The sequence below is a fragment of the Bacillus sp. MD-5 genome (assembly GCF_002201875.1).
Taxonomy (GTDB): domain Bacteria; phylum Bacillota; class Bacilli; order Bacillales; family Bacillaceae; genus Bacillus; species Bacillus stercoris.
The window spans coordinates 1181542-1202530 of the sequence record NZ_CP021911.1; the positions used below are offsets into that span (position 1 = coordinate 1181542).

At 44.3% G+C, this 20989-nt stretch carries 29 protein-coding genes; 24 read left to right on the top strand and 5 right to left on the bottom strand.

Annotated elements, in window-relative coordinates; all coding sequences use genetic code 11:
* Nucleotides 1-16: 16 nt before the first annotated feature.
* From yqbG to CDO84_RS06005, 24 genes are all read left to right on the top strand, one after another.
* Nucleotides 17-400 (top strand): protein YqbG, encoded by a 384-nt coding sequence (gene yqbG, locus CDO84_RS05890; RefSeq protein ID WP_040083372.1) that lies wholly within the window; start codon nt 17-19, stop codon nt 398-400.
* The gene (locus tag CDO84_RS05895) at nt 397-753 is read left to right on the top strand and encodes a YqbH/XkdH family protein (RefSeq protein WP_040083371.1); all 357 of its coding nucleotides are present in this window, start codon (nt 397-399) and stop codon (nt 751-753) included. The genes yqbG and CDO84_RS05895 overlap by 4 nt, the downstream gene beginning before the upstream one ends.
* Nucleotides 750-1235 (top strand): HK97 gp10 family phage protein, encoded by a 486-nt coding sequence (locus tag CDO84_RS05900; protein WP_014663648.1) that lies wholly within the window; start codon nt 750-752, stop codon nt 1233-1235. Before CDO84_RS05895 ends, CDO84_RS05900 begins: the two co-directional genes overlap by 4 nt.
* 12 nt (nt 1236-1247) lie before the next feature.
* Nucleotides 1248-1688 carry a phage tail terminator family protein gene (locus CDO84_RS05905; protein WP_040083370.1) on the top strand — a complete coding sequence of 147 codons (441 nt, stop codon included), beginning with the start codon at nt 1248-1250 and terminating at the stop codon, nt 1686-1688.
* Nucleotides 1689-1691: 3 nt separating this feature from the next.
* Nucleotides 1692-1910, top strand: a complete 219-nt coding sequence (locus tag CDO84_RS05910; RefSeq protein ID WP_003220589.1) for a YqzN/YkzM domain-containing protein — start codon at nt 1692-1694, stop codon at nt 1908-1910.
* Complete coding sequence (locus CDO84_RS05915; RefSeq protein WP_040083369.1) at nt 1907-3307, top strand: phage tail sheath family protein; 1401 nt, start codon at nt 1907-1909, stop codon at nt 3305-3307. Before CDO84_RS05910 ends, CDO84_RS05915 begins: the two co-directional genes overlap by 4 nt.
* 1 nt (nt 3308) lies before the next feature.
* The gene (locus tag CDO84_RS05920; protein ID WP_003232677.1) at nt 3309-3752 is read left to right on the top strand and encodes a phage tail tube protein; all 444 of its coding nucleotides are present in this window, start codon (nt 3309-3311) and stop codon (nt 3750-3752) included.
* 88 nt (nt 3753-3840) lie between these two features.
* The gene (locus CDO84_RS05925) at nt 3841-4287 is read left to right on the top strand and encodes a phage tail assembly chaperone (protein ID WP_014663652.1); all 447 of its coding nucleotides are present in this window, start codon (nt 3841-3843) and stop codon (nt 4285-4287) included.
* A gap of 41 nt (nt 4288-4328) precedes the next feature.
* Complete coding sequence (locus CDO84_RS05930) at nt 4329-4466, top strand: hypothetical protein (RefSeq protein WP_082033017.1); 138 nt, start codon at nt 4329-4331, stop codon at nt 4464-4466.
* Between the two features lie 10 nt (nt 4467-4476).
* A complete protein-coding gene (locus CDO84_RS05935) occupies nt 4477-8652 on the top strand; it encodes a transglycosylase SLT domain-containing protein (protein WP_040083368.1) in 4176 nt (1391 codons plus the stop codon).
* Nucleotides 8645-9304 carry a LysM peptidoglycan-binding domain-containing protein gene (locus CDO84_RS05940; RefSeq protein WP_040083367.1) on the top strand — a complete coding sequence of 220 codons (660 nt, stop codon included), beginning with the start codon at nt 8645-8647 and terminating at the stop codon, nt 9302-9304. Before CDO84_RS05935 ends, CDO84_RS05940 begins: the two co-directional genes overlap by 8 nt.
* Before the next feature lie 15 nt (nt 9305-9319).
* Entirely contained in the window at nt 9320-10297 is a 978-nt protein-coding gene (locus CDO84_RS05945; protein WP_040083366.1) for an XkdQ/YqbQ family protein, read from the top strand.
* Nucleotides 10297-10563 carry a DUF2577 family protein gene (locus CDO84_RS05950; RefSeq protein ID WP_040083365.1) on the top strand — a complete coding sequence of 89 codons (267 nt, stop codon included), beginning with the start codon at nt 10297-10299 and terminating at the stop codon, nt 10561-10563. Before CDO84_RS05945 ends, CDO84_RS05950 begins: the two co-directional genes overlap by 1 nt.
* 57 nt (nt 10564-10620) lie before the next feature.
* Nucleotides 10621-11046: a DUF2634 domain-containing protein gene (locus CDO84_RS05955; RefSeq protein WP_040083364.1), complete on the top strand. Its 426-nt coding sequence runs from the start codon at nt 10621-10623 to the stop codon at nt 11044-11046.
* The gene (locus tag CDO84_RS05960) at nt 11039-12085 is read left to right on the top strand and encodes a baseplate J/gp47 family protein (protein WP_014663658.1); all 1047 of its coding nucleotides are present in this window, start codon (nt 11039-11041) and stop codon (nt 12083-12085) included. Before CDO84_RS05955 ends, CDO84_RS05960 begins: the two co-directional genes overlap by 8 nt.
* Nucleotides 12069-12647 carry a YmfQ family protein gene (locus CDO84_RS05965; protein WP_040083363.1) on the top strand — a complete coding sequence of 193 codons (579 nt, stop codon included), beginning with the start codon at nt 12069-12071 and terminating at the stop codon, nt 12645-12647. Before CDO84_RS05960 ends, CDO84_RS05965 begins: the two co-directional genes overlap by 17 nt.
* Nucleotides 12644-12916 carry a hypothetical protein gene (locus CDO84_RS05970; RefSeq protein WP_014663660.1) on the top strand — a complete coding sequence of 91 codons (273 nt, stop codon included), beginning with the start codon at nt 12644-12646 and terminating at the stop codon, nt 12914-12916. Before CDO84_RS05965 ends, CDO84_RS05970 begins: the two co-directional genes overlap by 4 nt.
* A 2-nt stretch (nt 12917-12918) precedes the next feature.
* The gene (locus tag CDO84_RS05975) at nt 12919-15006 is read left to right on the top strand and encodes a hypothetical protein (RefSeq protein ID WP_040083362.1); all 2088 of its coding nucleotides are present in this window, start codon (nt 12919-12921) and stop codon (nt 15004-15006) included.
* Nucleotides 15007-15017: 11 nt separating this feature from the next.
* Nucleotides 15018-15347: an XkdW family protein gene (locus CDO84_RS05980; RefSeq protein ID WP_040083361.1), complete on the top strand. Its 330-nt coding sequence runs from the start codon at nt 15018-15020 to the stop codon at nt 15345-15347.
* Nucleotides 15344-15508 (top strand): XkdX family protein, encoded by a 165-nt coding sequence (locus CDO84_RS05985; protein WP_040083360.1) that lies wholly within the window; start codon nt 15344-15346, stop codon nt 15506-15508. The genes CDO84_RS05980 and CDO84_RS05985 overlap by 4 nt, the downstream gene beginning before the upstream one ends.
* A gap of 44 nt (nt 15509-15552) precedes the next feature.
* Nucleotides 15553-16392 (top strand): phage-like element PBSX protein XepA, encoded by an 840-nt coding sequence (gene xepA, locus CDO84_RS05990; protein ID WP_040083359.1) that lies wholly within the window; start codon nt 15553-15555, stop codon nt 16390-16392.
* A gap of 52 nt (nt 16393-16444) precedes the next feature.
* Entirely contained in the window at nt 16445-16714 is a 270-nt protein-coding gene (locus CDO84_RS05995) for a hemolysin XhlA family protein (RefSeq protein ID WP_003232655.1), read from the top strand.
* A 12-nt stretch (nt 16715-16726) separates the two neighbouring features.
* On the top strand, nt 16727-16990 hold the full coding sequence (locus tag CDO84_RS06000; RefSeq protein WP_003232653.1) for a phage holin: 264 nt from the start codon (nt 16727-16729) through the stop codon (nt 16988-16990).
* A gap of 12 nt (nt 16991-17002) precedes the next feature.
* A complete protein-coding gene (locus CDO84_RS06005) occupies nt 17003-17896 on the top strand; it encodes an N-acetylmuramoyl-L-alanine amidase (RefSeq protein WP_040083358.1) in 894 nt (297 codons plus the stop codon).
* A gap of 37 nt (nt 17897-17933) precedes the next feature.
* Here the strand turns inward: CDO84_RS06005 and spoIISC are convergent, their stop codons facing one another.
* The 5 genes from spoIISC to CDO84_RS06025 all read right to left on the bottom strand — a co-directional run bounded on the left by spoIISC (nt 17934) and on the right by CDO84_RS06025 (nt 20814).
* Nucleotides 17934-18071 (bottom strand): three component toxin-antitoxin-antitoxin system antitoxin SpoIISC, encoded by a 138-nt coding sequence (gene spoIISC / locus CDO84_RS21340; RefSeq protein ID WP_136654612.1) that lies wholly within the window; start codon nt 18069-18071, stop codon nt 17934-17936.
* An 85-nt stretch (nt 18072-18156) separates the two neighbouring features.
* Nucleotides 18157-18327 carry a three component toxin-antitoxin-antitoxin system antitoxin SpoIISB gene (gene spoIISB / locus CDO84_RS06010; RefSeq protein ID WP_003239095.1) on the bottom strand — a complete coding sequence of 57 codons (171 nt, stop codon included), beginning with the start codon at nt 18325-18327 and terminating at the stop codon, nt 18157-18159.
* Nucleotides 18327-19073 (bottom strand): toxin-antitoxin-antitoxin system toxin SpoIISA, encoded by a 747-nt coding sequence (spoIISA, locus tag CDO84_RS06015; RefSeq protein ID WP_040083357.1) that lies wholly within the window; start codon nt 19071-19073, stop codon nt 18327-18329. Before spoIISA ends, spoIISB begins: the two co-directional genes overlap by 1 nt.
* 109 nt (nt 19074-19182) lie before the next feature.
* On the bottom strand, nt 19183-20184 hold the full coding sequence (locus CDO84_RS06020) for an inorganic phosphate transporter (protein ID WP_014663667.1): 1002 nt from the start codon (nt 20182-20184) through the stop codon (nt 19183-19185).
* A gap of 12 nt (nt 20185-20196) precedes the next feature.
* The gene (locus CDO84_RS06025; protein ID WP_040083356.1) at nt 20197-20814 is read right to left on the bottom strand and encodes a DUF47 domain-containing protein; all 618 of its coding nucleotides are present in this window, start codon (nt 20812-20814) and stop codon (nt 20197-20199) included.
* Nucleotides 20815-20989: the final 175 nt, after the last annotated feature.

Below are 20989 nucleotides of genomic sequence, written 5' to 3' on the forward strand. Positions count from 1 at the left end.
ACGGGGTGGCCAGCTCATGCTCATTGAACCGACTGACGTAGCCTCCTATTCGGTCTATGATCGGGTGAAGAACAGGCCTGAAGAACTGCTGGCGCAGGATATCATCGAGGCGGAGGCAGAAGCGGCTCTCATCACGGGCCACCGCTTTGAAGATAGCTTGTATGATCCGCTGCCCGGTAAGGTGAAGTTGGCTTTAGTAAAGCTTGCCCAGTATTTTGCGCTTGTCAACAGCGATGAATCTGCCTCATCAAGCTATCAGTCTGAGAAAATGGGGGATTATTCCTACACGGTTTCCGGAGAAGGCGGGATTCAGCGGCCAGAGGTGTATCATTTGCTCGAAGAGTTTATCACGCCGGGCTACGTCCCTGAATCCTCCAGACTGAAGGTGAGGTCTTTATGAGCTATCAGCAGATGCTCATTCATCGCTGTGACATTTATCATGAAGCAGCGCAAGCGCCATCTGCAGGCCGATTTGGTATTCCGGCAGACAGACTGCAGCCGGTGACTTCATATCCGGAGACACCCGATGAACAAGATGTCCCTTGTTATTTTACCGAAAAAACGCAGCAGCTGGTTCAGGAGGAGCCGGATCAAACTGTATATCACAGCTTTCTCGTCCATTTTCCGTTGTCAGCGGATATCCGCGTAAACGATAAAATCATTTGGGAGAATCATCAATATATACTAAAGCTGCCGAAAAGAATTAGACATCATCATTGGGAAGTCATCGCAGTCAGGGATGAAAGCCTATGAAAATAGCGGGATTGAAACAGCTAAACGCGGCATTAATAGAAGCGGCTTCGGGCGGCTTTTCCCGACAGGCGACCCGGTGGCTTGAGGAGTGCGGACAAGATTTTCTGGAGATCGTCCAATCTGAGCTCATCAGCACACAAACGGTTAATACAGAAAAACTGTTCCGCTCGTTCGAAAGAGGCACAAAGGACAATCTCTGGATTGCGCAAAGCGGCGGTCTTTCGCTTGAGGTGGGTACACAGCTTGATTACGCCTCATTCCTGAATGACGGCCATTGGACGTCAAAACAAGATGTGAGATGGGTGCCGGGACGTTTTCAAGGTTCGCAGTTTATTTATGATCCCGCGGCTTCAACGGGAATGGCGCTCAAGAGAAAATGGATCCCGGGCACGGGCTACTGGGATCATGCGCTGCTTTTATATGAACAGCTGTTTGAAAAATCGCTGGAAAGCAAACTGCGCCAGTGGCTGAAGAAGCTGTAAAGGAGGAGCAGGATGAACAGTGAAACAGGATCGATCATGGCATTTTTGTACAGCCAGTGGTCTGTTCCCATTTATGAACGCGAGCTTCCTGATCACTTTCAGGTGCCGTCGTTATATGTCCCATCGCCATCTGTTTTCGAAGAAACAGATACGGTCTCCACATTTAAAAAAACCTACAGTCTCAATGTGAAGCTGTTTCATCATGACTCCGTTCAGGCGCTGGATGAAGCGGACAGGCTCGCGGATGCCATCAGAGAAGCGAGAAACATGGTTCCGCTGCTCAGTGAATCCGGCGAGAAAACGGGGGATATGGTTCGCGTTACACGAATTGAGACAAGGGTAGGAGACAGGGGCGAGGCGGTCATGGTGATCAGGTGGAGCAGCCGATATTATTATCACAAAACAGAACAGCCTGTCTTACAGGATATCGACATGAACAGCGGGGTGAAATAAGCGGTGGCAAAGAATAAACAACAGAAGAAGGCTGTACATACGGAGAGCCGGGAAGCTCTTTTTGATACAGCGGATTTGATTAAGCACGCGAAGGAACTGTTCGGTGTTAAGCCGGATATTCTTCAGGGGGCTTTATTTGGCGTGGATCAAACACGTATGACGAAATCAGAAGCCAATCAATTGATTCAAACATTTCTAACCAAGGAGGTCATGTCATCATGAATGGCGGAACATTTACAACAGGCAAAGAAAAAGAACGTGCAGGCATTTATTTTAACTTTAAAACAACGGCACAGGAGCGGGTATCACTCAGTGAACGGGGAACAGTCGCACTTCCGGTCGCATCAAGCTGGGGCGAAGCGAAAACGTTCGTCTCCATTTCAAGCGTTGAAGACCTAAACAAAAAAGTGGGTCTCAGCATTGATGACCCGTCTTTATTGCTGCTGCGTGAAGCGAAGAAAAACGCGAAAACGGTATTGATGTACCGTCTAACCGAAGGCGTCCGAGCGTCTGCTGATATTGCTGAAGGCGTTAAAGCGACTGCGGTATATGGCGGAACCAAAGGTAATGATATTATCATCCGCGTCAATCAAAATGTGCTGGATGCTGATTCTTTCGACGTGACAACATATATGGACGAATCAGAGGTTGACAAACAGACCGTCAAAAAGGCTGAAGAATTAACAGCTAACGGCTATGTCACTTTTACCGGAACTGGCGATCTTTCTTCAACGATTCCTCTCACTGGATCAGAAGGAGACACTGCCGGTGAAACGCTGAATGCAACCGCTGGAATCCGTTTATCCGGCGGTACGGATAAAGCCCCTGTCAACTCCGACTATACAGATTTCTTAGCCGCTGCTGAAACGGAGAGCTTTGATGTGATTGCGCTGCCTGTTGCGGAAGGCGACCAGCTAAAGGCGACGTTTGCTGCTTTCATTAAACGCCTGCGCGACGGCCAAGGACAAAAAGTACAAGGCGTCACAGCCAATTATGCCGGTGACTACGAAGGCATCATCAACGTAACAGAAGGTGTCCTGCTGGAAGATGGCACGGAAGTTACACCGGACAAAGCAACAGCTTGGGTAGCTGGAGCGAGTGCAGGAGCAACCTTTAATCAATCACTTACATTTGTAGAGTACGAAGGCGCCGTTGATGTGTTACACCGCCTTGACCACGACACGATTGTTGAACGTCTGGGCAAAGGCGAATTTTTATTCACATTCGACGCCCGCGATAAATCCGTCAGTGTAGAAAAGGATATTAACTCACTCGTGACGTTCACAGCTGAGAAAAACAAGAAATTTGCGAAAAACAAAATCGTTCGTGTCCTGGATGCTGTGAATAATGATTTAACACGCGAGCTGAAAGCCTTAATTAAATCAAGAAAAGGCAGCGGGAGCGATATCCCGGCGTCTGAAGACGGCCTTCAGTATGTAAAAACGATGATCACGCAATACATGACAACGCTTCAGGATGCGGGCGGCATCACTGGCTTTGATTCCGATGAAGATATCACAATTTCAATGAATGAAGACCGTGACGGCTTCTTGATTGACCTGGCTGTACAGCCTGTCGACGCAGCAGAAAAATTCTACTTTAATGTGGAGGTAAACTAATATGGCATTAAAAGCACAAAACACAATCTCAGGAAAAGAAGGCCGCTTATTTCTCGATGGTGAGGAAATGGCGCACATCAAAACATTTGAAGCAAACGTTGAGAAAAACAAGTCTGAAGTCAACATTATGGGCCGCCGCATGACAGGCCATAAAACAACAGGGGCAAATGGAACAGGGACCGCGACGTTCTACAAAGTCACATCGAAATTCGTGCTATTGATGATGGACTATGTCAAAAAAGGCAGCGACCCTTATTTCACACTCCAAGCCGTGCTGGATGATCAATCCTCCGGCCGGGGCACAGAGCGAGTTACGCTGTACGACGTCAACTTTGACTCTGCCAAAATCGCAAGCCTTGATGTCGATTCAGAAGCGTTAGAGGAAGAAGTTCCATTTACCTTCGAAGACTTCGACGTCCCTGAAAAGCTTTCTGACACGTTTTAATCAAAACTGAAATAGCCATACGCAGACCTTTCTCAGAAAGGTCTGTTTTTCATGATGAAATCAATCAAAAGACAAGGGAGTTTTTTACATGAGCGAGAAGAACGAAAACGTATATGATCTTTCCTTTTTTATGCCGGGAAAAACAATTGAAGCTGAAGAAATCAAAGTGCCGATCTCAAAGCGTTTTGTTGATAAAAAAGGGAACATCGTGCCATTTATTTTTAAAGCGATCACAACGGAGCGTATTGATGAATTGGAGAAAGAAACTACAACGTATAAAAATGTCAAAGGCAGAGGCCGTGTTAAAGATTTAGACAGCCAACGCTTTTATGCCCGAATCGCAGTTGAATCAACCGTTTACCCTGACTTCCGTTCAAAAGATCTTCGAGAAGCTTACAAAACGGCTGACCCGGTAGAAGTTGCGAAACGCGTCCTCTCAGTTGGAGGCGAATACGCGAACTGGTTAAACAAAGCGATTGAGATTAATGGATTCGAAGATGAATTAGAGGATCTGGAAGAAGAAGCAAAAAACTAATCAAGGATGGGCATAAAGAAGCCGTGTATCTCTACTATGCGATGCACGAGCTTCACTATTCCCCATCAGATTTATTAGCGCTCTACGAAGCGCCCAGAAACTACAAAGCGCTGTTGTATGGACTGATCGGATATAAGCTTGAATTAATGGAAAAAGAATCGAGGAAAGGAGGTACATAATATCGCTAAATTGACAGCTCGTTTTGACCTGGAAGATAAAGTTTCTAAAAAGTTAAAACGAATTCATAACGGGTTTCAAATGGTTGAGAAAAAGGTGAAAACCATTAATCGACAAATCAAAATCAGTATTAAGGCAGAGGATCAAGCCTTTTACAGATTGAGAAAGATCAATGACTATATTGTTTTGAAATTCGCAAAATCACTTGAAGTTAAAGTGGTTCTTGATGATCAGGCTACTGCCGGACTTGATGTTATTGAGCATAAGCTGAAACGGCTCCCGAAAGAAAGAAACATTACTGTAAGTCTAATTGAACATGTAACAGATGCTTATAAAAAAATAGGGAAAATGTTGAGCAGAAATCAGTTTTCTGTTGGTCTTTTTGTGAATGATCAAATCACCCCAGCTATAAAACGAATATTGGGATATTTGCAAAAGAACCTTAAAAATGGGTATTCAGTTAAATTAAAAGTGATTGATGAAATAACAAAAACTGTTAATCGAATTACAGCCCTTTTAAGTGATTTTGAAAAAACGTATACAGTTAAATTAAAAGTGATGGATGAAATAACAAAAAACGCTAATCGAATTACAGCTCTTTTAAGAGATTTTGAAAAAACATATACAGTTAATATTATCGCTAATGAAAAATTAGCTGCTGATAAGATAAACGAGAAGAAACCGGAAGAAAAAAAGAATTGGTTTATGCAAACATTAGAAGACTTTGGAACAGCTTTTAAAGATAAAGTGATAGAAACGATTCTTGACTCGTTATTTGAAAAAATTCTTGGATTGAAAAAAAATGATAATGAAGCAAATACTGCGCCTGGGAATACGCAGATTAATGATAAAGTTGATAAACGCAAGACAGGGCAGAGGTGCTGTTGCTGCTGCTGTGGGTGCGGAGGTAATAGCTCTGGAAGCAAAGCCAACAAAAGATATAAAAAAAGAAAAAGTCCGACAAGTGCAAGGAATTCAGGACGAACACTGAGAGTTCCAGGAGAGGTATTACGAAGACGTCAGAGCGGTGCATCAGGAGAAAGTGCCACAAGCGGAAGAAATTCTGGTTCTAAGTTCAGAAACTGGCTTGGAGGTATGAGGTCTGCTGCCACCGACTCATCAAAATGGGGGAAAGTTTTAACGCCTTTAAAAGGTTTGGGGAAATTTGCGAAAGGTATCCCTCTTTTGGGAACTGCATTAGCGGCAACCGATTTGCTCGGGATGAACAAAGAAAATGCAGGTGAAAAAATTGGTTCCTTTGCCGGGAATCTTGGCGGAGCTGCTGCTGGTGGAGCCGCGGGAGCAGCCATTGGTTCTGTTGTCCCAGTTGTCGGCACTGCTGTTGGTGGAGTTGTCGGTAGTATCGCAGGCGGCATCGGGGGTTCTGATTTAGGATCCTCTATTGGCAAGTGGTTTGATGATGGAGGCGCTTCAAAAGCATGGGATGGAATTCAGGACGGTGCAGCAGATGCTGTCGATTGGATCAAAGATACTTGGTCTGATTTTTCAGGTTGGTTTATGGATAATGTCTGGACTCCCGTTAGTGATTGGGCCGGAGATAAGATTGATAAGATCACTGAAAAATTCGAGGATGCTAAGAAATGGCTGACTGATACCTGGAATGACGTGTCATCCTGGTTTGTGGATAACGTATGGACACCTATTTATAACACGGCAGTTCCGATCATAAATTTAGTGGTAGGTGCCTTTTTATTTGCCTGGGATGGTATCCAAGCTCTCTGGAGTATTGTTTCAACTTGGTTCATAGATAATGTCTGGAATCCACTAGTTGACGGTGTCACTGATGCTGCTGATTGGATTTGGACAAAAATAAATGACGCTTGGACTTGGATCTCAGACACATGGTCCACTGTCTCCACTTGGTTCATGGATAATGTTTGGAATCCCATTAGTGATGCAGTTGCAATTGTTGCCGGCTGGATCCAAGCACATATTGATTATGCGCGAATCTGGATCCAATTAAAATGGCTTCAGGTGGCAACTTGGTTTTATGACAACGTCTGGAACCCAATCAGTACAGCTGTTAGTAACGTAGCAAATTGGATTTGGACGAAGATCAACGAAGCATGGACGTGGATATCTGACAAGTGGAGTGCAGTTTCGTCATGGTTCAGTGAAAATGTTTGGAATCCAATTGTCTCAAAAGTGGAAGATGCCAAAAAATCCATTTCGGAAAAATTTGAATCAGCTATAACAGCAGTTAAAGACGCTTGGAAAGGTATTGAGAACTGGTTCCAAGAAAATGTAGGTGATCCGTTAGGTGGTATAGCTGACGGAATTAAGGAGAAATTCCAAGATACTTTTGCATGGGTCATTAAACTCCAAGAATTGGCCGGCGTTGGAGGACGGTTCATAAATAACCTTATCGGTAGAGGTGAGGAAGCTACTGGATTAACAACAAAGGAATCCGGTAAGTCTTCATCCGGTAAAAATTCTAACGGTGGTGGAGGAATTGCTGGTCTTGTCCAGTCTCAGTCATCAGGGCCAACAAGTATTTTTCCTAAACAAAAAAACGTTTTTGAAAAGAAGGCGACGGGTGGTTATATTACGAAACCAACCATTTCATGGATTGGTGAAGCGGGGAAAGAGTTTGTGATCCCTGTTGATAACAACAAGGGCCGCGGAAAAATGCTTCTTTCTCAGGCTGCTTCAAAACTGGGGATGAGAGTTGTTGATGACATGGCTTCTGCTTCCTCAGTAGGTGGAGAAACAGCTGTTTCACCTCTAGCTGGCGCAGCATCAGTCACCGCTACAGTATCTCCTACCGTTGATACTTCGAGTCTTAATGAACAGGCTTCTTCTTTCGGCCAACAGTTCACGCAGGGCTTTGATCAGGGTATTGAGGATAAAGTCGTTTCGATGGACGCTTGGAAACAGAAAAATGTTGGCCAGCCTATGAATAATTTGATCTCCTACTCTCCGAATTACGGAAAACAAGTTGTCAATGGCTATGCCAACGGCCAGGATAGTACAGCCACCGGCACAGATGGCTTCCTGCAGACGAAAGTCAAAACACCATTCCAGAACACCATAAATAAATCCTCTTCATGGGGAACTGGAACGATCAAAGGGTTTGCTTCCGGTCAAAATAGTTCTCAAACTGGCACTGATCAGTATGTAAATACTCATGTGAATAAGCCGTTTTTGAAGTCTAAAGAATCATCAAACGGCTGGGGAACCGGAATGATCGGGAATTTTGTTTCAGGTATGACTTCAAAGACAAGTGAAGTCCATGAAGCCGCCAAGGAACTCGCGAAAAAAGTGGAGCAGGCTTTCCGTGAAGAATTAGATATCCATTCGCCTTCTCGAGTTATGATGAGTCTCGGCCGCTTTGCCTCTGTTGGTGTCGTAAAAGGGTTGGATTCTGTCGATGTGAAAAAATACGCTGAAAAGCAAGCCGGTTCACTGGCAGCTGCTTATTCCGGAATGGGTGCAGTAGGGGGAAATGTGAAACAGTGGCTTATGGCAGCAATGATGGCCACAAAGACACCATTGAGCTGGCTCTCGGGATTAATGACGATTGCACAGTATGAATCAGGGGGCAACCCGAACTCTATTAACCTGTGGGATAGCAACGCGAAGGCGGGAAATCCATCACAAGGACTCATGCAGACAGTTCCGACCACATTTAATGCTCATAAAGCACCGGGCATGGGTAACATTAGAAATCCGATTCACAACGCTGCTGCCGCTATCGGCTATATCAAAAGCAGATACGGCTCAATTGATAATGTACCTGGCATTAAAAGCCTGAAACGTGGCGGTCCTTATGTCGGTTATGCCAACGGTGGGCTGATCACGAAAGAACAAATTGCCCGTGTCGGTGAAGGAAACAAGCGGGAATGGATCATCCCAGAGGAACGGGGCATCCGCGGTCGCTACCTTCTTCAGAGAGCGGCACAGGCTCTTGGTATGGAAGTGACAGATCCGTCTCAATCCCAGCAGTCTGAGCTTTCTTCAGGACAAGTTTCAGCTGTTACCTCGGCTAACCGGCCAACCGCAAGGGTTTCTGGATCAAAAGAGATTTATATTCAATTTAACGGTGACCAGCACTTCCATAATGGACAAGACGCCGAAAGCCTAGCGGCGAAGATCAAGCAGGCGCTTATAGATGAACTGCAAAAGGATATCAATATTGGAACGAAGGGAGTCGTTGCATTTGACTAAATCCGTATATGAATTTTGGATTTCACAAGGGAAGGACAAGCTGCGGCTCCCCGTTCTTCCCGACCAGATAAGTATTTCAAATACAGTTCAAAATGAAACGGTTAAGGTAGCCAAGTTCGGTGACCTTACATTTATTGACGAACAGGGAGCGAAAGAAATTTCGTTCTCTTCTTTTTTTCCGAAGAAATACAGTCCGATAGCAGAATATCAAAACTTCCCGTCGCCGGAAAATGCGATAACAAAAATTGAAAAATGGATGAAGGCAAAAAAACCGATCCAGTTTTTGATTACCGGAACCAAAGTGAATCTGACTTGCAGCATTGAAGGTTTTTCCTATAGCGAAGGCCAGCAGGATATAGGTGATCGTTCTTTTGATATTCAATTAAAAGAATACAAAACCGCTTCCCCCCGAAAAATCAAGCGGAAGAAAAAAACAAAGGCAAAACGCCCGTCGAAGGCTTCCCCGAAAACCTACACAGTGAAAAAGGGAGACACGCTGTGGGACATTGCCGGCAGATTTTACGGGAACAGCACGCAATGGCGCAAAATTTGGAACGCCAATAAAACAGCAATGATCAAACGAAGCAAACGGAACATCAGGCAGCCGGGCCACTGGATATTTCCCGGCCAAAAGTTAAAGATACCGCAATGAAACAGGTGATGTATGATGATAGAACTGTTCGTCATTAAAGACACAGAGTGGCTTGAGCTGGTGGCAGAAAGCGTATCGCTTGAAGGCCATCGTTATCAGGCGCCGCGCTCCATTGAAGCGACCATCGTCACCAAACAGGGCGACCAGACGTATTACAGTGTCTCAGAAGGAGATACGGTCTTGTTTAAATGGAAGGGAAAAGAGCTTTTTCGGGGCATTGTTTTTGCAAGAACCCCGGACGAGCATACGCTTGCCTTCAGCGCATATGATATGCTTCAGTACCTGGTCAAAAACCAGGATATGTACGTGTTTTCCAATCAGCGGGCCGACCAGATCATCAGAAGGATTGCCAATGATTTTCAGATACCGACAGCCTCGATCGCAAACACAGGCCACACGATCAAAAGTCTTGTCATTAAAAATGATACGACATTGTATGACATCATATTAAAAGCGCTGAAACAGACGAAAAGCCAGACAGGGCGACATTACCAGCTGTATTCGGAAAAAGGAAAGCTCGGCCTGCGTGCGTGGCCAGATCCTTCAGAGGTATGGGTGCTTGAAACGGGTGTCAATATTACGGGTTACCAATACAGCACTTCTATAAACGACACTGCTACTCGGGTGGTGCTTCGCCGGCAGAAGGACAATAAAACATATAAAGCCTCTGCCAAGGACAGTTCAGGCTTAAATAAATACGGTGTGCTTCAATATACAGAAACGGTCACAGATGACATCAACCAGGCACAGCTTCAGCAGCGGGCAGATGTACGCCTAGCTGAAAAAAAGGGCGTGAAAAAAGAACTGAAAAATATTCAGGCAGTGGGCATCCCGGAAGTGCAGAGCGGCTTGCCCGTCTATATTTCTATTCCGGAGGCCGGCATCAAGAAAACCTATTGGGTAGATACGGACCGGCATGAATTTAAAGGAACGAAACATACGATGACAATCGATGTTGTCGAAAAGAATACGATGCCGGAAGGAGTATCCTGATGAGATTAAGTGAGGCTATAAAACAGTTGGCTGTTGGCGCAGTTGATGCTGAGTCTCCGGTGGAACTGCTCCCGGCTGAGGTCGTTTCGATTTCTCCTGTGGAAATCAAATTAAAAGAAAACAGCAAACTGATCATACCGGAAGACGCCATCATTATCCCAAAACGGATGAAATCCGGAGGAGACGATGCACTCGAGCCGGGGGATCGCGTCATGACCGCGGCTCTGACTGGCGGTCAATCGTTTTTTATTTTAGATAAAGTATAGACAAACCGCTTCGATCGAAGCGTTTTTTTATTTAGCTTGTAAAAAGGAGTGGGCATCATGGCCCTGACACCAGAAGTAGAGTTTGAGGATTTTGAAGATGAGAGCGAAGTCATTGAAACCTCGCAAACGTACAAAATAGATTTTGAAAATGGAAGAATTACGAATGAGCTGATTACCGGTCTTGAAGCGATCAGGCAATTCGTCTATATCGCCTTACAGACAGAACGCTACGCGTATTCCGTATACAGCCATAATGTCGGAAATGAGCTTCAGGACGTGCTGACAGATTATGAAACGACTGATGCGTATAAAAAGATGGAGATCCCGAGACTGATAGAAGAGGCGCTGGTTTATGATGACCGGATATCGGCTGTAACAGATTTTGAGATTGAAAAACAAGGCGATGCGTTTCATGTGTCCTTCGTGGTGGAGACGGATGAAGGAACGCTTGAGATTGAGGAGGTGATTGGCGAAGATGTTTGAAGATCAGACTTTTGAAGCGATTATGGAGCGTATGCTGAACAGCATTTCCGCAGATATTGACACAAGAGAAGGCAGCGTCATTTATAATGCGTTAGCCCCGGCGGCGGCCGAGCTTGCGAAGTCTTATATATGGCTGGATACTGTGCTTGAGCTAGTTTTTTCTGATACCGCACAAGGCGAATTTTTAGACAGGCGTGCAGCGGAAGCGGGAATTGAAAGGACAGCCGCGACAAAGGCGGTCAGAGCGGGAGAGTTTACATCTGGAGTTACTATTCCTGTCGGCTCCCGCTTTTACGTCGATAATCTTTATTTTCAATATACGGCAGACGGGACGCTCATCTGTGAAACACCTGGTGAAGCGGGAAATGCGAATCTGACCGGGCGCAATTTACTATCATTGGATACCATTCCCGGTTTAGAAACGGCCATTGTCAAAGAAATCCTAATTCCGGGACGCGAGGAAGAAGGAGATGACAGCCTGCGGGAACGGTATTTTACAAGGGTTCGTCGGGAGGCTGTCAGTGCCAATAAAATGCATTATAAGGAGTGGGCTGAAGAAGTGGACGGTGTGGGGAAGGCAAAGATCTTCCCGCTTTGGAACGGTGACGGCACGGTTAAAATTGTCGTCACGAATGCGAATCTTGAGCCCGCTTCTCCTATTTTAATTCAAAAAGTGAAAGATTATATCGACCCTGAACCAGGGCAGGGAGAGGGACAGGCGCCAATCGGAGCCGTAGTCACAGTGGAAAGCGCGGTCTGGAAGGAAGTTGAGATTTCTGCCGAGGTGCTGCCAGAGATCAATCACTCAATTGATGAAGTGAAGTCAGAAATTGAGGAAGGCGTTTTAAATCTCTTTAAGAAAATGGCGTTTGAAGACAACGTCATCCGTCTTTCTCAAATTAACAATATTGTCTATAATTCGCCGTCAGTCAGTGACTACTCCAATATTCAAATCAACGGCACGTCTGAAAATCTGGTGCTGAGCGACGTGGAAATTCCTAAGCTTGGGCAGGTGAAGATTATTGAGCAAAAAAGATGACATGAGAGCTTATCTGCCGCCGTTTCTCACCAGCCTTAAAGAAATGGCTGAGCTGCTGAAAGCGGAAGCGCCTGAGTTTGATAAACAGAATAACAGCATATTTGATCTGACGGATCAGCTATTCGTGCCGACGGCGACATGGGGGCTCAGTCGCTGGGAAAAGATTTTAAACGTCCCGCGTGAATCAGGCGACACAGATGAGATCAGACGATTGCGGCTCATTTCCAAAATGTCGAACATCCCGCCAATCACTTACAAGGCCATTGAGCAGGCGGTAAATCGTTTCTTGAAAAACCCGTCTGCACAGGTCCGTCTGCTCCCCGGTGAATACCGCTTTAACGTGGATATCAATGTTGATGACCTTCAGCACATGAATGAGCTGATCGAAGCGATAGAAAACATGAAGCCTGCTCATTTGGCGTATACGCTCAGAGGCGGATTAAACGAGACGCTACACATCAAAGACACAGTCATCCTGAATCACCGCAGATACCGAACAGCCAGTGAGATGAAGGTCGGTTATTCTGTCACCCTTAACAACAATGAGGTGGTTTTAACTTGATTTCAACCATATACAGAGAACGTACAGCGGCAGATCTGAAAAGCAGAATTGATCACGTGCTGCTCAACGGCCAAAAAACAGAAATAGTAGAACTCACCATTGACGGAGCGACAGTCACCGTCCTGACAAAGCGTGAGGAAGACATTAAGCATATCGAAACGGTCCAAATTTTTGACGAGCAGGGCAATGTGATCACAGAGAGAAAGACTGACCTGGACGTCAGCGAAAACAGAACACTCGATTTCAGATTTACTTTTGAGGTGGTGTAAACATGGCATACGAAGAAAAAACAGACTGGCTTCCGGACGACCCCATCAACGAAGACGACGTCAACCGCTGGGAAAAAGGCATAAAAGACGCCCACACAGACCTGGCCGCTCACAAAAACGACATGAACAACCCCCACAACACAACAAAGGCGCAAATCGGGCTGGGGAACGTGGACAATGTGCAGCAGGCGGCTAAGAAGGATTTTGACAAGCATATTTCAGATGAAACCATACACATTTCATCCAGTGAGAGAACAAAGTGGAACAACGCACAATTAACTAAGTTAACTGATGAAAAAGGAAAATATCTAGCAAGCATCCAAAACGGTCTGGATTTTCACAAGGTTGTGGAAGAATTGGATCAAACCTTTTTCTTTTATACTGATAAGACGGGAATCAATACCCCACCGTTTGCCACTAGAGGATTGTATATTGGCTACAAATCTTATGGAGAAGCTTTGGCAATGGATTATGAAGGAGGTACATGGCGAAAAACGCTGAATGATTCCGGCTGGACTGATTGGGTTCAATTAGAAACTTCAGAAGGCGCTCAATTTAAGGTGAGGAGCCATGAAGAAAAAACTGAAATACATGTAAATAAAAGCGATAAAGACAAATGGAATTCGGGACAGTTATTTAAAGTAACTGCCGATAACGGGACACAAAAGATTAACCTGTCATCTGGATCTTTTTATGATTCGCTCAAAGATGTTGGGACTGTTACTTTCTATGGAACGAACGCGGTCACAGATAACCCGTCAAACACAAGTCTTCGTGGTATGCAATTGGTCGGTCAGCTAGGAATAGGCATTGGGTATGCTGTGGATGAGGGAGGTAACGCTTGGTGGTTTTTCTATAACGCTAACGATAATGCGATCAATTGGTATCAAATGGAGTCTGCAACGGAGGCGCAGTCAAAGATAGATGAACATGCCAATAAAACAGATATCCATGTAACACAATCTGATAAAGACAAATGGAATAATGCACAATTATATAAATTAACTGATACTCAAGGCTGCCGAACTAAAATCCCAGATGGAACTGACTTATTAACGCTGCCATCTGGCTTTTATTATGCATTAGGGAATGTCATAATAAACAATCCTGTTTCAGGAGATGGATCATGGTATAACTATGATGTAATCGAAACAGGGAGTGGCGGGCGAAAAACAATTTTGGCCTCTAAAAGTTATGACGGAACCTATTGGACGGCAACGATCCATACAGACGGCGTGTTTAAAGGTTGGAATAAGATCGAGACTGAGGCAAGTGCTCAAACCAAAGCAGATAAAGCGCTGGCTGATGCTAAAAACTATGTTGACACAAATTATACAAATCAAAAGTTAACTGTACTTACAGGCTCTAGTGCAATTCAAGACGCAAGAACTGGAGGGAATGAATATCCTCCGGGGTTAACTTTAATGGATATTGGGCAAGGTAATACAACTGGTTATCCGCTAGGTTATGGAATCGTCAAAAATGAGAAATATCATGATTATAGATTTACTCAATATTTTTACGGTACAGGAAATGAATCAAATAGTTATATTGATAGTACTGGAACGTGGGTTCGTCACTGGTGGAGTGGTTCAGGCTGGACTGCGTGGCAAAAGATATCAGGATTTGCTCATGCTAATATTGGGACTACTGGGCGTCAAGCTCTGATTAAAGGAGAAAATAACAAAATTAAATATAACCGTATTATAAAAGATAGCCATAAATTGTTTGATACAAAAAACAATAGGTTTGTAGCCAGCCATGCAGGAATGCATCTAGTCAGTGCTAGTTTATATATACAGAATACTGAACGATACTCCAATTTTGAATTATATGTTTATGTAAACGGCACAAAGTATAAATTAATGAATCAATTTAGAATGCCTACCCCTTCCAATAACAGTGATAATGAGTTTAATGCAACTGTTACTGGATCTGTTACAGTTCCGCTTGATGCAGGAGATTATGTTGAAATTTATGTTTATGTTGGTTATTCCGGGGATATAACACGATATGTTACAGATTCGAATGGAGTTCTCAATTATTTTGATGTTCTGGAGCTTGGCGGAAGAAATTATCCGAGAGTTTAGGAGGTACCTTTATGATCTTATACGACGCAATCATGTACAAATACCCTGACGCTGTGCCGAGAATGGATTTTGAGCTGAGGAATGACGGTAATGGTTCTTATATTGAAAAATGGAACCTGCGCGCCCCCATCCCAACGCAAAAAGAACTCGAATCCTGGTGGGAGGAGCTGCAAAAAAACCCGCCGTACGAGCCGCCTGATCAGGTGGAGCTCCTCGCTCAGGAGTTGTCGCAGGAGAAGCTGGCGCGCAAGCAGCTTGAAGAGTTGAACAAAACGTTGGGAAGCGAGCTGGCAGATATAAAGCTTTCCATACTTTCTTTGAAAGGAGATCATGCTGAATGAATTATTGGGTGCTTGCCCTCTATTATGAGTGGGCGACAATGGATATGGTGAAACAGGCCTTAGCATATGAAGACTGTTCTATTGAGGATCTTGCAGAAGGTGTGAACAAAAAGCTGATTACAGCTGATCAGTATAAAGAAATTACCGGTAAAGCCATGTAAAGGCTTTTTTATTTTGCCTTTTTTTAAATCAAAGGAGGATGAAAATGGTGAAGTATCAATATGAATTTCCTCTCGATAAGACTGGAAAAGCAGGAGCTGTAAAGCCCTATCGAGGAGGAAAAAATGATTTTGTGACACCTGTTTCGAATTTGTCGGGTGTAGCGGAGGTTTTAACAAATGCTTCCTTAAAGGCGACTGAGGCATACAGCCAGCTCGGGCAGGACAGGCTTGGCGCAGTTCTGATTTCGAAAGTGAAGGGCTGGGCGTATGCAGATCGTGAAGGTACGCTCTTTATAGAAGAAAGTGACAACAACAATGTTTGGACGACGACAGCATCCGTTAATGTCGCAGCAGGTGTCCTGACAGCGACGGACTGGGTATACCTTTCTAAACGCTATTACCGCTTCCGCTATGTGAACGGGAATCTTCAGCAATCAGAGTTTGTATTATACCAATCAGTCGGTGCTGGTGAGATGGATGTGCGTGTCAAAGGAAATACGCCTTTGCAGATTGACTTTCAGGAGAATCAAATACACGATGGACGGTTGAAAGTGGAGTCTCGCAAAACATTTGACTTTGTCTTTCATGAAAATGCAGAGTCCGCCGGCGAGGGTGCTGCTTTACCTGTTGACGGTGCCGGGCATTTACTCGTTGAAGTATACGGCACAGCGGAAATGAGCGAAGTCAAATTTTGGGGAAAATCGGTGTCAGGACAGAAACTACCGATCAGAGGCGTGAAAACTGATGATTCCAGCTCTGCATTGAGTACATTAGGAAAAGCTGAGGCGTGGGCCTTTGATATTAAAGGGTTTAAGGAGATCATCATGGAGATCGTCAGTGTCACCGGCGGTACTCTTTCGGTAAAAGGGACCGCTGTTTCATAACAGTTTTGGCCCTCGGAAGGGAGGTGATCTGCATGTGAAGGAGGAGTAAGTAATGCAGCAAGAGGCAGATGTGAATGTGTTTCAGCAGGATTTAGCAGACATGAAAGGCGAGCACAAAGCGCTTGAGCAGAGGGTTTCCGCATTAGAACGCGTGTCTGACCGTCAAGACCAGCAAATCATGACGCTGAACGAAAAATTAAACAAAATTGAAGAAAACACAACGTGGATCAAACGCACCATCACAGGTGCCATCATTACAGCAGTGTCTACAGGCATCATTGGCGGAGCCATCGCCATTATGTACAGCCTGCTGCAGCATTAAAGGGGGATTTTCATGAACACGTTTGACAAAGGCACGGTCATCAGGACGGTGCTTCTTTTAATTGCTTTAATCAATCAGACCATGTTGATGCTCGGCAAATCACCATTGGACATTCAGGAGGAGCAGGTCAATCAGCTCGCTGACGCTCTTTATTCAGCCGGTTCCATTGCCTTTACAATTGGAACGACACTTGCCGCTTGGTTTAAAAACAACTATGTAACAGAAAAAGGGAAAAAGCAGCGCGACTTGTTAAGAGACAATAATCTGACAAAATAAGGAGAGATGAAAATGGTTAACATTATCCAAGACTTTATTCCGGTTGGCGCAAATAACCGTCCAGGCTACGCAATGACGCCGCTTTACATTACGGTGCACAATACAGCGAATACTGCAGTAGGGGCGGATGCTGCGGCCCATGCCCGCTATTTGAAAAATCCTGATACGACGACAAGCTGGCATTTTACAGTTGATGATACAGAAATTTATCAGCATCTGCCTTTGAATGAAAACGGCTGGCATGCGGGAGACGGAAATGGCAGCGGCAACCGGGCTTCTATCGGTATTGAAATTTGCGAAAATGCTGATGGAGATTTTGCAAAAGCAACAGCAAATGCCCAGTGGCTCATCAAAACATTAATGGCTGAACATAATATCAGTCTTGCCAATGTCGTCCCTCATAAGTATTGGTCAGGGAAGGAATGTCCGCGAAAATTGTTAGATACGTGGGATTCGTTCAAAGCAGGAATTGGGGGAGGCGGCAGCCAAACTTACGTCGTGAAACAAGGTGACACACTCACATCGATAGCGAGAGCATTCGGTGTTACGGTTGCTCAGCTGCAAGAGTGGAACAATATCGAAGACCCGAATCTTATTCAGGTTGGTCAAGTATTAATTGTAAGTGCGCCATCGTCCGCTGAAGAACCAGAGCTCTATCCGCTCCCTGATGGTATCATTCAATTGACAACACCTTATACCTCAGGAGAACACGTCTTTCAGGTGCAACGAGCACTTGCGGCTCTGTATTTTTACCCTGATAAAGGCGCTGTCAACAACGGAATTGACGGCATTTACAGCCCGAAAACAGCTGACGCAGTAGCACGTTTTCAGTCTGTTAACGGTCTGACTGCTGACGGTATTTACGGACCTGCGACGAAAGCCAAGATCGCAGCGCAATTAAGCTGATCACAGACCATAAAAATCCCGGAGCTGGTTCCGGGATTTATTTTTTCTTCTTTAACTTTTTTAAAATTCCTGCACTGCGCTCCCTCACCCGAAGCGAGTACCCGGAAAGCCCAAACTTACCGTAATCAACAAACTTCACACGCCTCACCAATTTTTTCACTGTATCACCTGACATTATCCTCTGTTTGTATTTATTATATGTAACCCATTAAGAAAAGGAATAAGGACAAGAGCTGTTTTCTCTTGTCCTTTTAGTGTGATCATGCTTTTTTTCGTTTATACTCGTCAATCAGCCGTTCGTTTTCTTTGAAGATTCTCGCTGTGTGCGGACTGACTTGATAGCTTGCGACACTGGTGGTTGAACGTTTTTTCAGGATTTTAAACGGTTTGGCCGCTCTGGGCTCGCATCCGTTTTGAAACGCACGTTCCATTATCCTTCACCTTCCTCCTCAATTGGCAGCACCAAATCATATATGCTTGTTAATGACGTAAATAGCAAATAATCGAATTCCGTGACAATGCTGTCAGACGTCAGCTTGATGACATAGTTCTTTGTCTCGATGGTAAAAGGGATGAGAACCATTTTTCCGTATTGGTCGTAATAAACATCCTTTCGATCGAGCCGTGTTTGTACATCTGCCGGATCATCCATATGCTCGGTTAACCGGTCTTTATCAGCCTGTGTCGAATATTGGCAAAGAGAAGCCGTTAAGTTCATTTTATCAGCATAGGTTTTCAGCAGCTTATCAATGCCTTCAGCATAAGCATCTATACTTCCATAATAAACATGGATCGGTTCGTTTTTCAATAGGTATTGGTATGTTTTCAGCCGATTGAGATACATGTGGAGCATTTCGTTGTTTTCTTCAAGAATTTCTCTTGTGTCTGTTTCAAGCTCGCTGCCAGCCAGTTTTTTGACGTATGCACTTAAGAAGATGAAAGCATCAATCAAAGCAAAGCTGACTGCGACAATGAGATACCGATCCCAGTGGGTAAATAGGGAAGTGGGCTCATATGTCCAGTATACCATAGCGCCCAGAACAAACAGCAAATACCATGTTTTCCGGATGGCGGACATTTTTTCTTTGACCTTCGATTCGAAACGCCACGTGGCATACACGTATAACCCCAGTCCAGCCACAATGCACCAGACCATGATCTGAAAGAATAAAACCATACTCGACTCCCTCACATCTGAAATAGGTTCTGCTTATTGTATTCGAGAGATCCGGATGGTTTTCCTCTTCCATCAAAAAAACCGCTCCTTTGACAGAAGCGGTGTGACATTAAAAAATCATATTTAAAATAAAGTAGGCGATGGCACCAAGTGTCGCTGAAATCGGAAGCGTAATGACCCATGTAATGAGCATTCGCTTGGCCGTACCCCAGTTTACGCCTTTTACCCGGTGTGACGCACCGACGCCAAGAATTGATGAAGAAATGACGTGGGTTGTACTGACCGGCAAATGAATAAATGTAGCGCCGAAAATAATGGCTGCCCCGGTTAAGTCAGCGGAAACCCCGTTTACCGGGCGAATTTTCATGATCTTTCCGCCAACGGTTTTGATGATTTTCCAGCCGCCGATTGATGTTCCTAGACCCATGGCTGTCGCGCAGGCGAATTGCACCCAGGTAGGAATATCGTTAGAAGAAGTATGTAAATTCGCTGTGATGAGAGCCATTGTGATAATTCCCATTGCTTTTTGCGCATCGTTTGTTCCGTGCGTATACGATTGCAGGGCAGCTGTTACAATCTGCACTCTGCGGAATTGCTTGTTTGTTTTCGCCAAATTGCTGTCTTTGAAAATCAGCTTGACGATACTGTATAAAATAAAACCAAGGACAAAAGCGATAATCGGTGAAAAGATCAATGCTTCAATGATTTTAATGAAGCCTTTATAATTTAACGCAGTAAATCCGGCTGCCGCAACGGCTGCTCCGGCAATAGCTCCAATGATGGCATGGGACGAGCTGCTTGGGATGCCGTAGTACCATGTGATAAGGTTCCAGGCAATCGCAGCGACTAGCGCGGCCAGAATTACGACAGAGCCATTTTCCAGAGTATAAGGATCTACAATGTCTTTCGTAATGGTTTTGGCAACACCTGTAAATGTCATTGCTCCGATAAAATTCATTACAGCCGCCATGATAATGGCATGGCGCGGTTTCAGCGCTTTTGTTGATACCGAAGTCGCAATAGCGTTCGCCGTATCATGAAACCCATTGATGAAATCAAACGCCAGAGCACAAATGACTATTAGTATTGTTAATATGAATAGAATATCCATTTTTACCCCTCGTTACGCGTTTTTCATAATGATGGTTTCAAGATTATTGGCAACACTTTGGCAAGAGTCGGCAATTTCTTCAAGCGTTTCATAAATTTCACGATATTGAATAACTTTAATCGGATCTGTTTCATTTCCGAAAAGATTCTTTAATGATTTTCTGTGCAGGTTGTCACAGCTGTGCTCATACTCTTTAATTTTGATAGCGTGAGGCTGAATATCCTTTAACCGGTTTTCTGCCAGCAGTTCAATTGTAATTAAAATTTCTTTCGTACATTCTCTGATGTATCCGCTGAATTTATCAATATGCTCGTCAGATGAGGTAATTGAGAAAATCTCCATCATGGCAGAGAAATGTTCGATTCCGTCAAGCACATCATCCAGGCTGTTTGTCAGCTGAAGGATATCTTCGCGTTCAATAGGAGTGATGAACGCTTTGTTAAGCTCTTTAATCATGACATGAACATGATTGTCACCTTTTGTTTCATATTCCTTTAACGTATCTGCGAATTCTTTAAGCGTCGTTTGGTTTGTGACCTTAAAATTCACAAAATATTCGGCAGTTTCGTCTATGTTCTTTGCAATTTCTGTTAAAAGGAGTGAGAACTTATCTTTTTTTCTTCTTATCATTAAAAACCCTCCATAGTTTGAATGAGACAATGCACACATCAAATTATTATATAGCCTTTTGTCGAAAAAAAACAGGTAAAGTCGAAAAAAACACGGCTTGACTTTTTCTGCAAATCATGTCCCCTTATTTTGACCTACTTCGATTCAAAAAACCGACCCAAGTTTGCAAAATCTT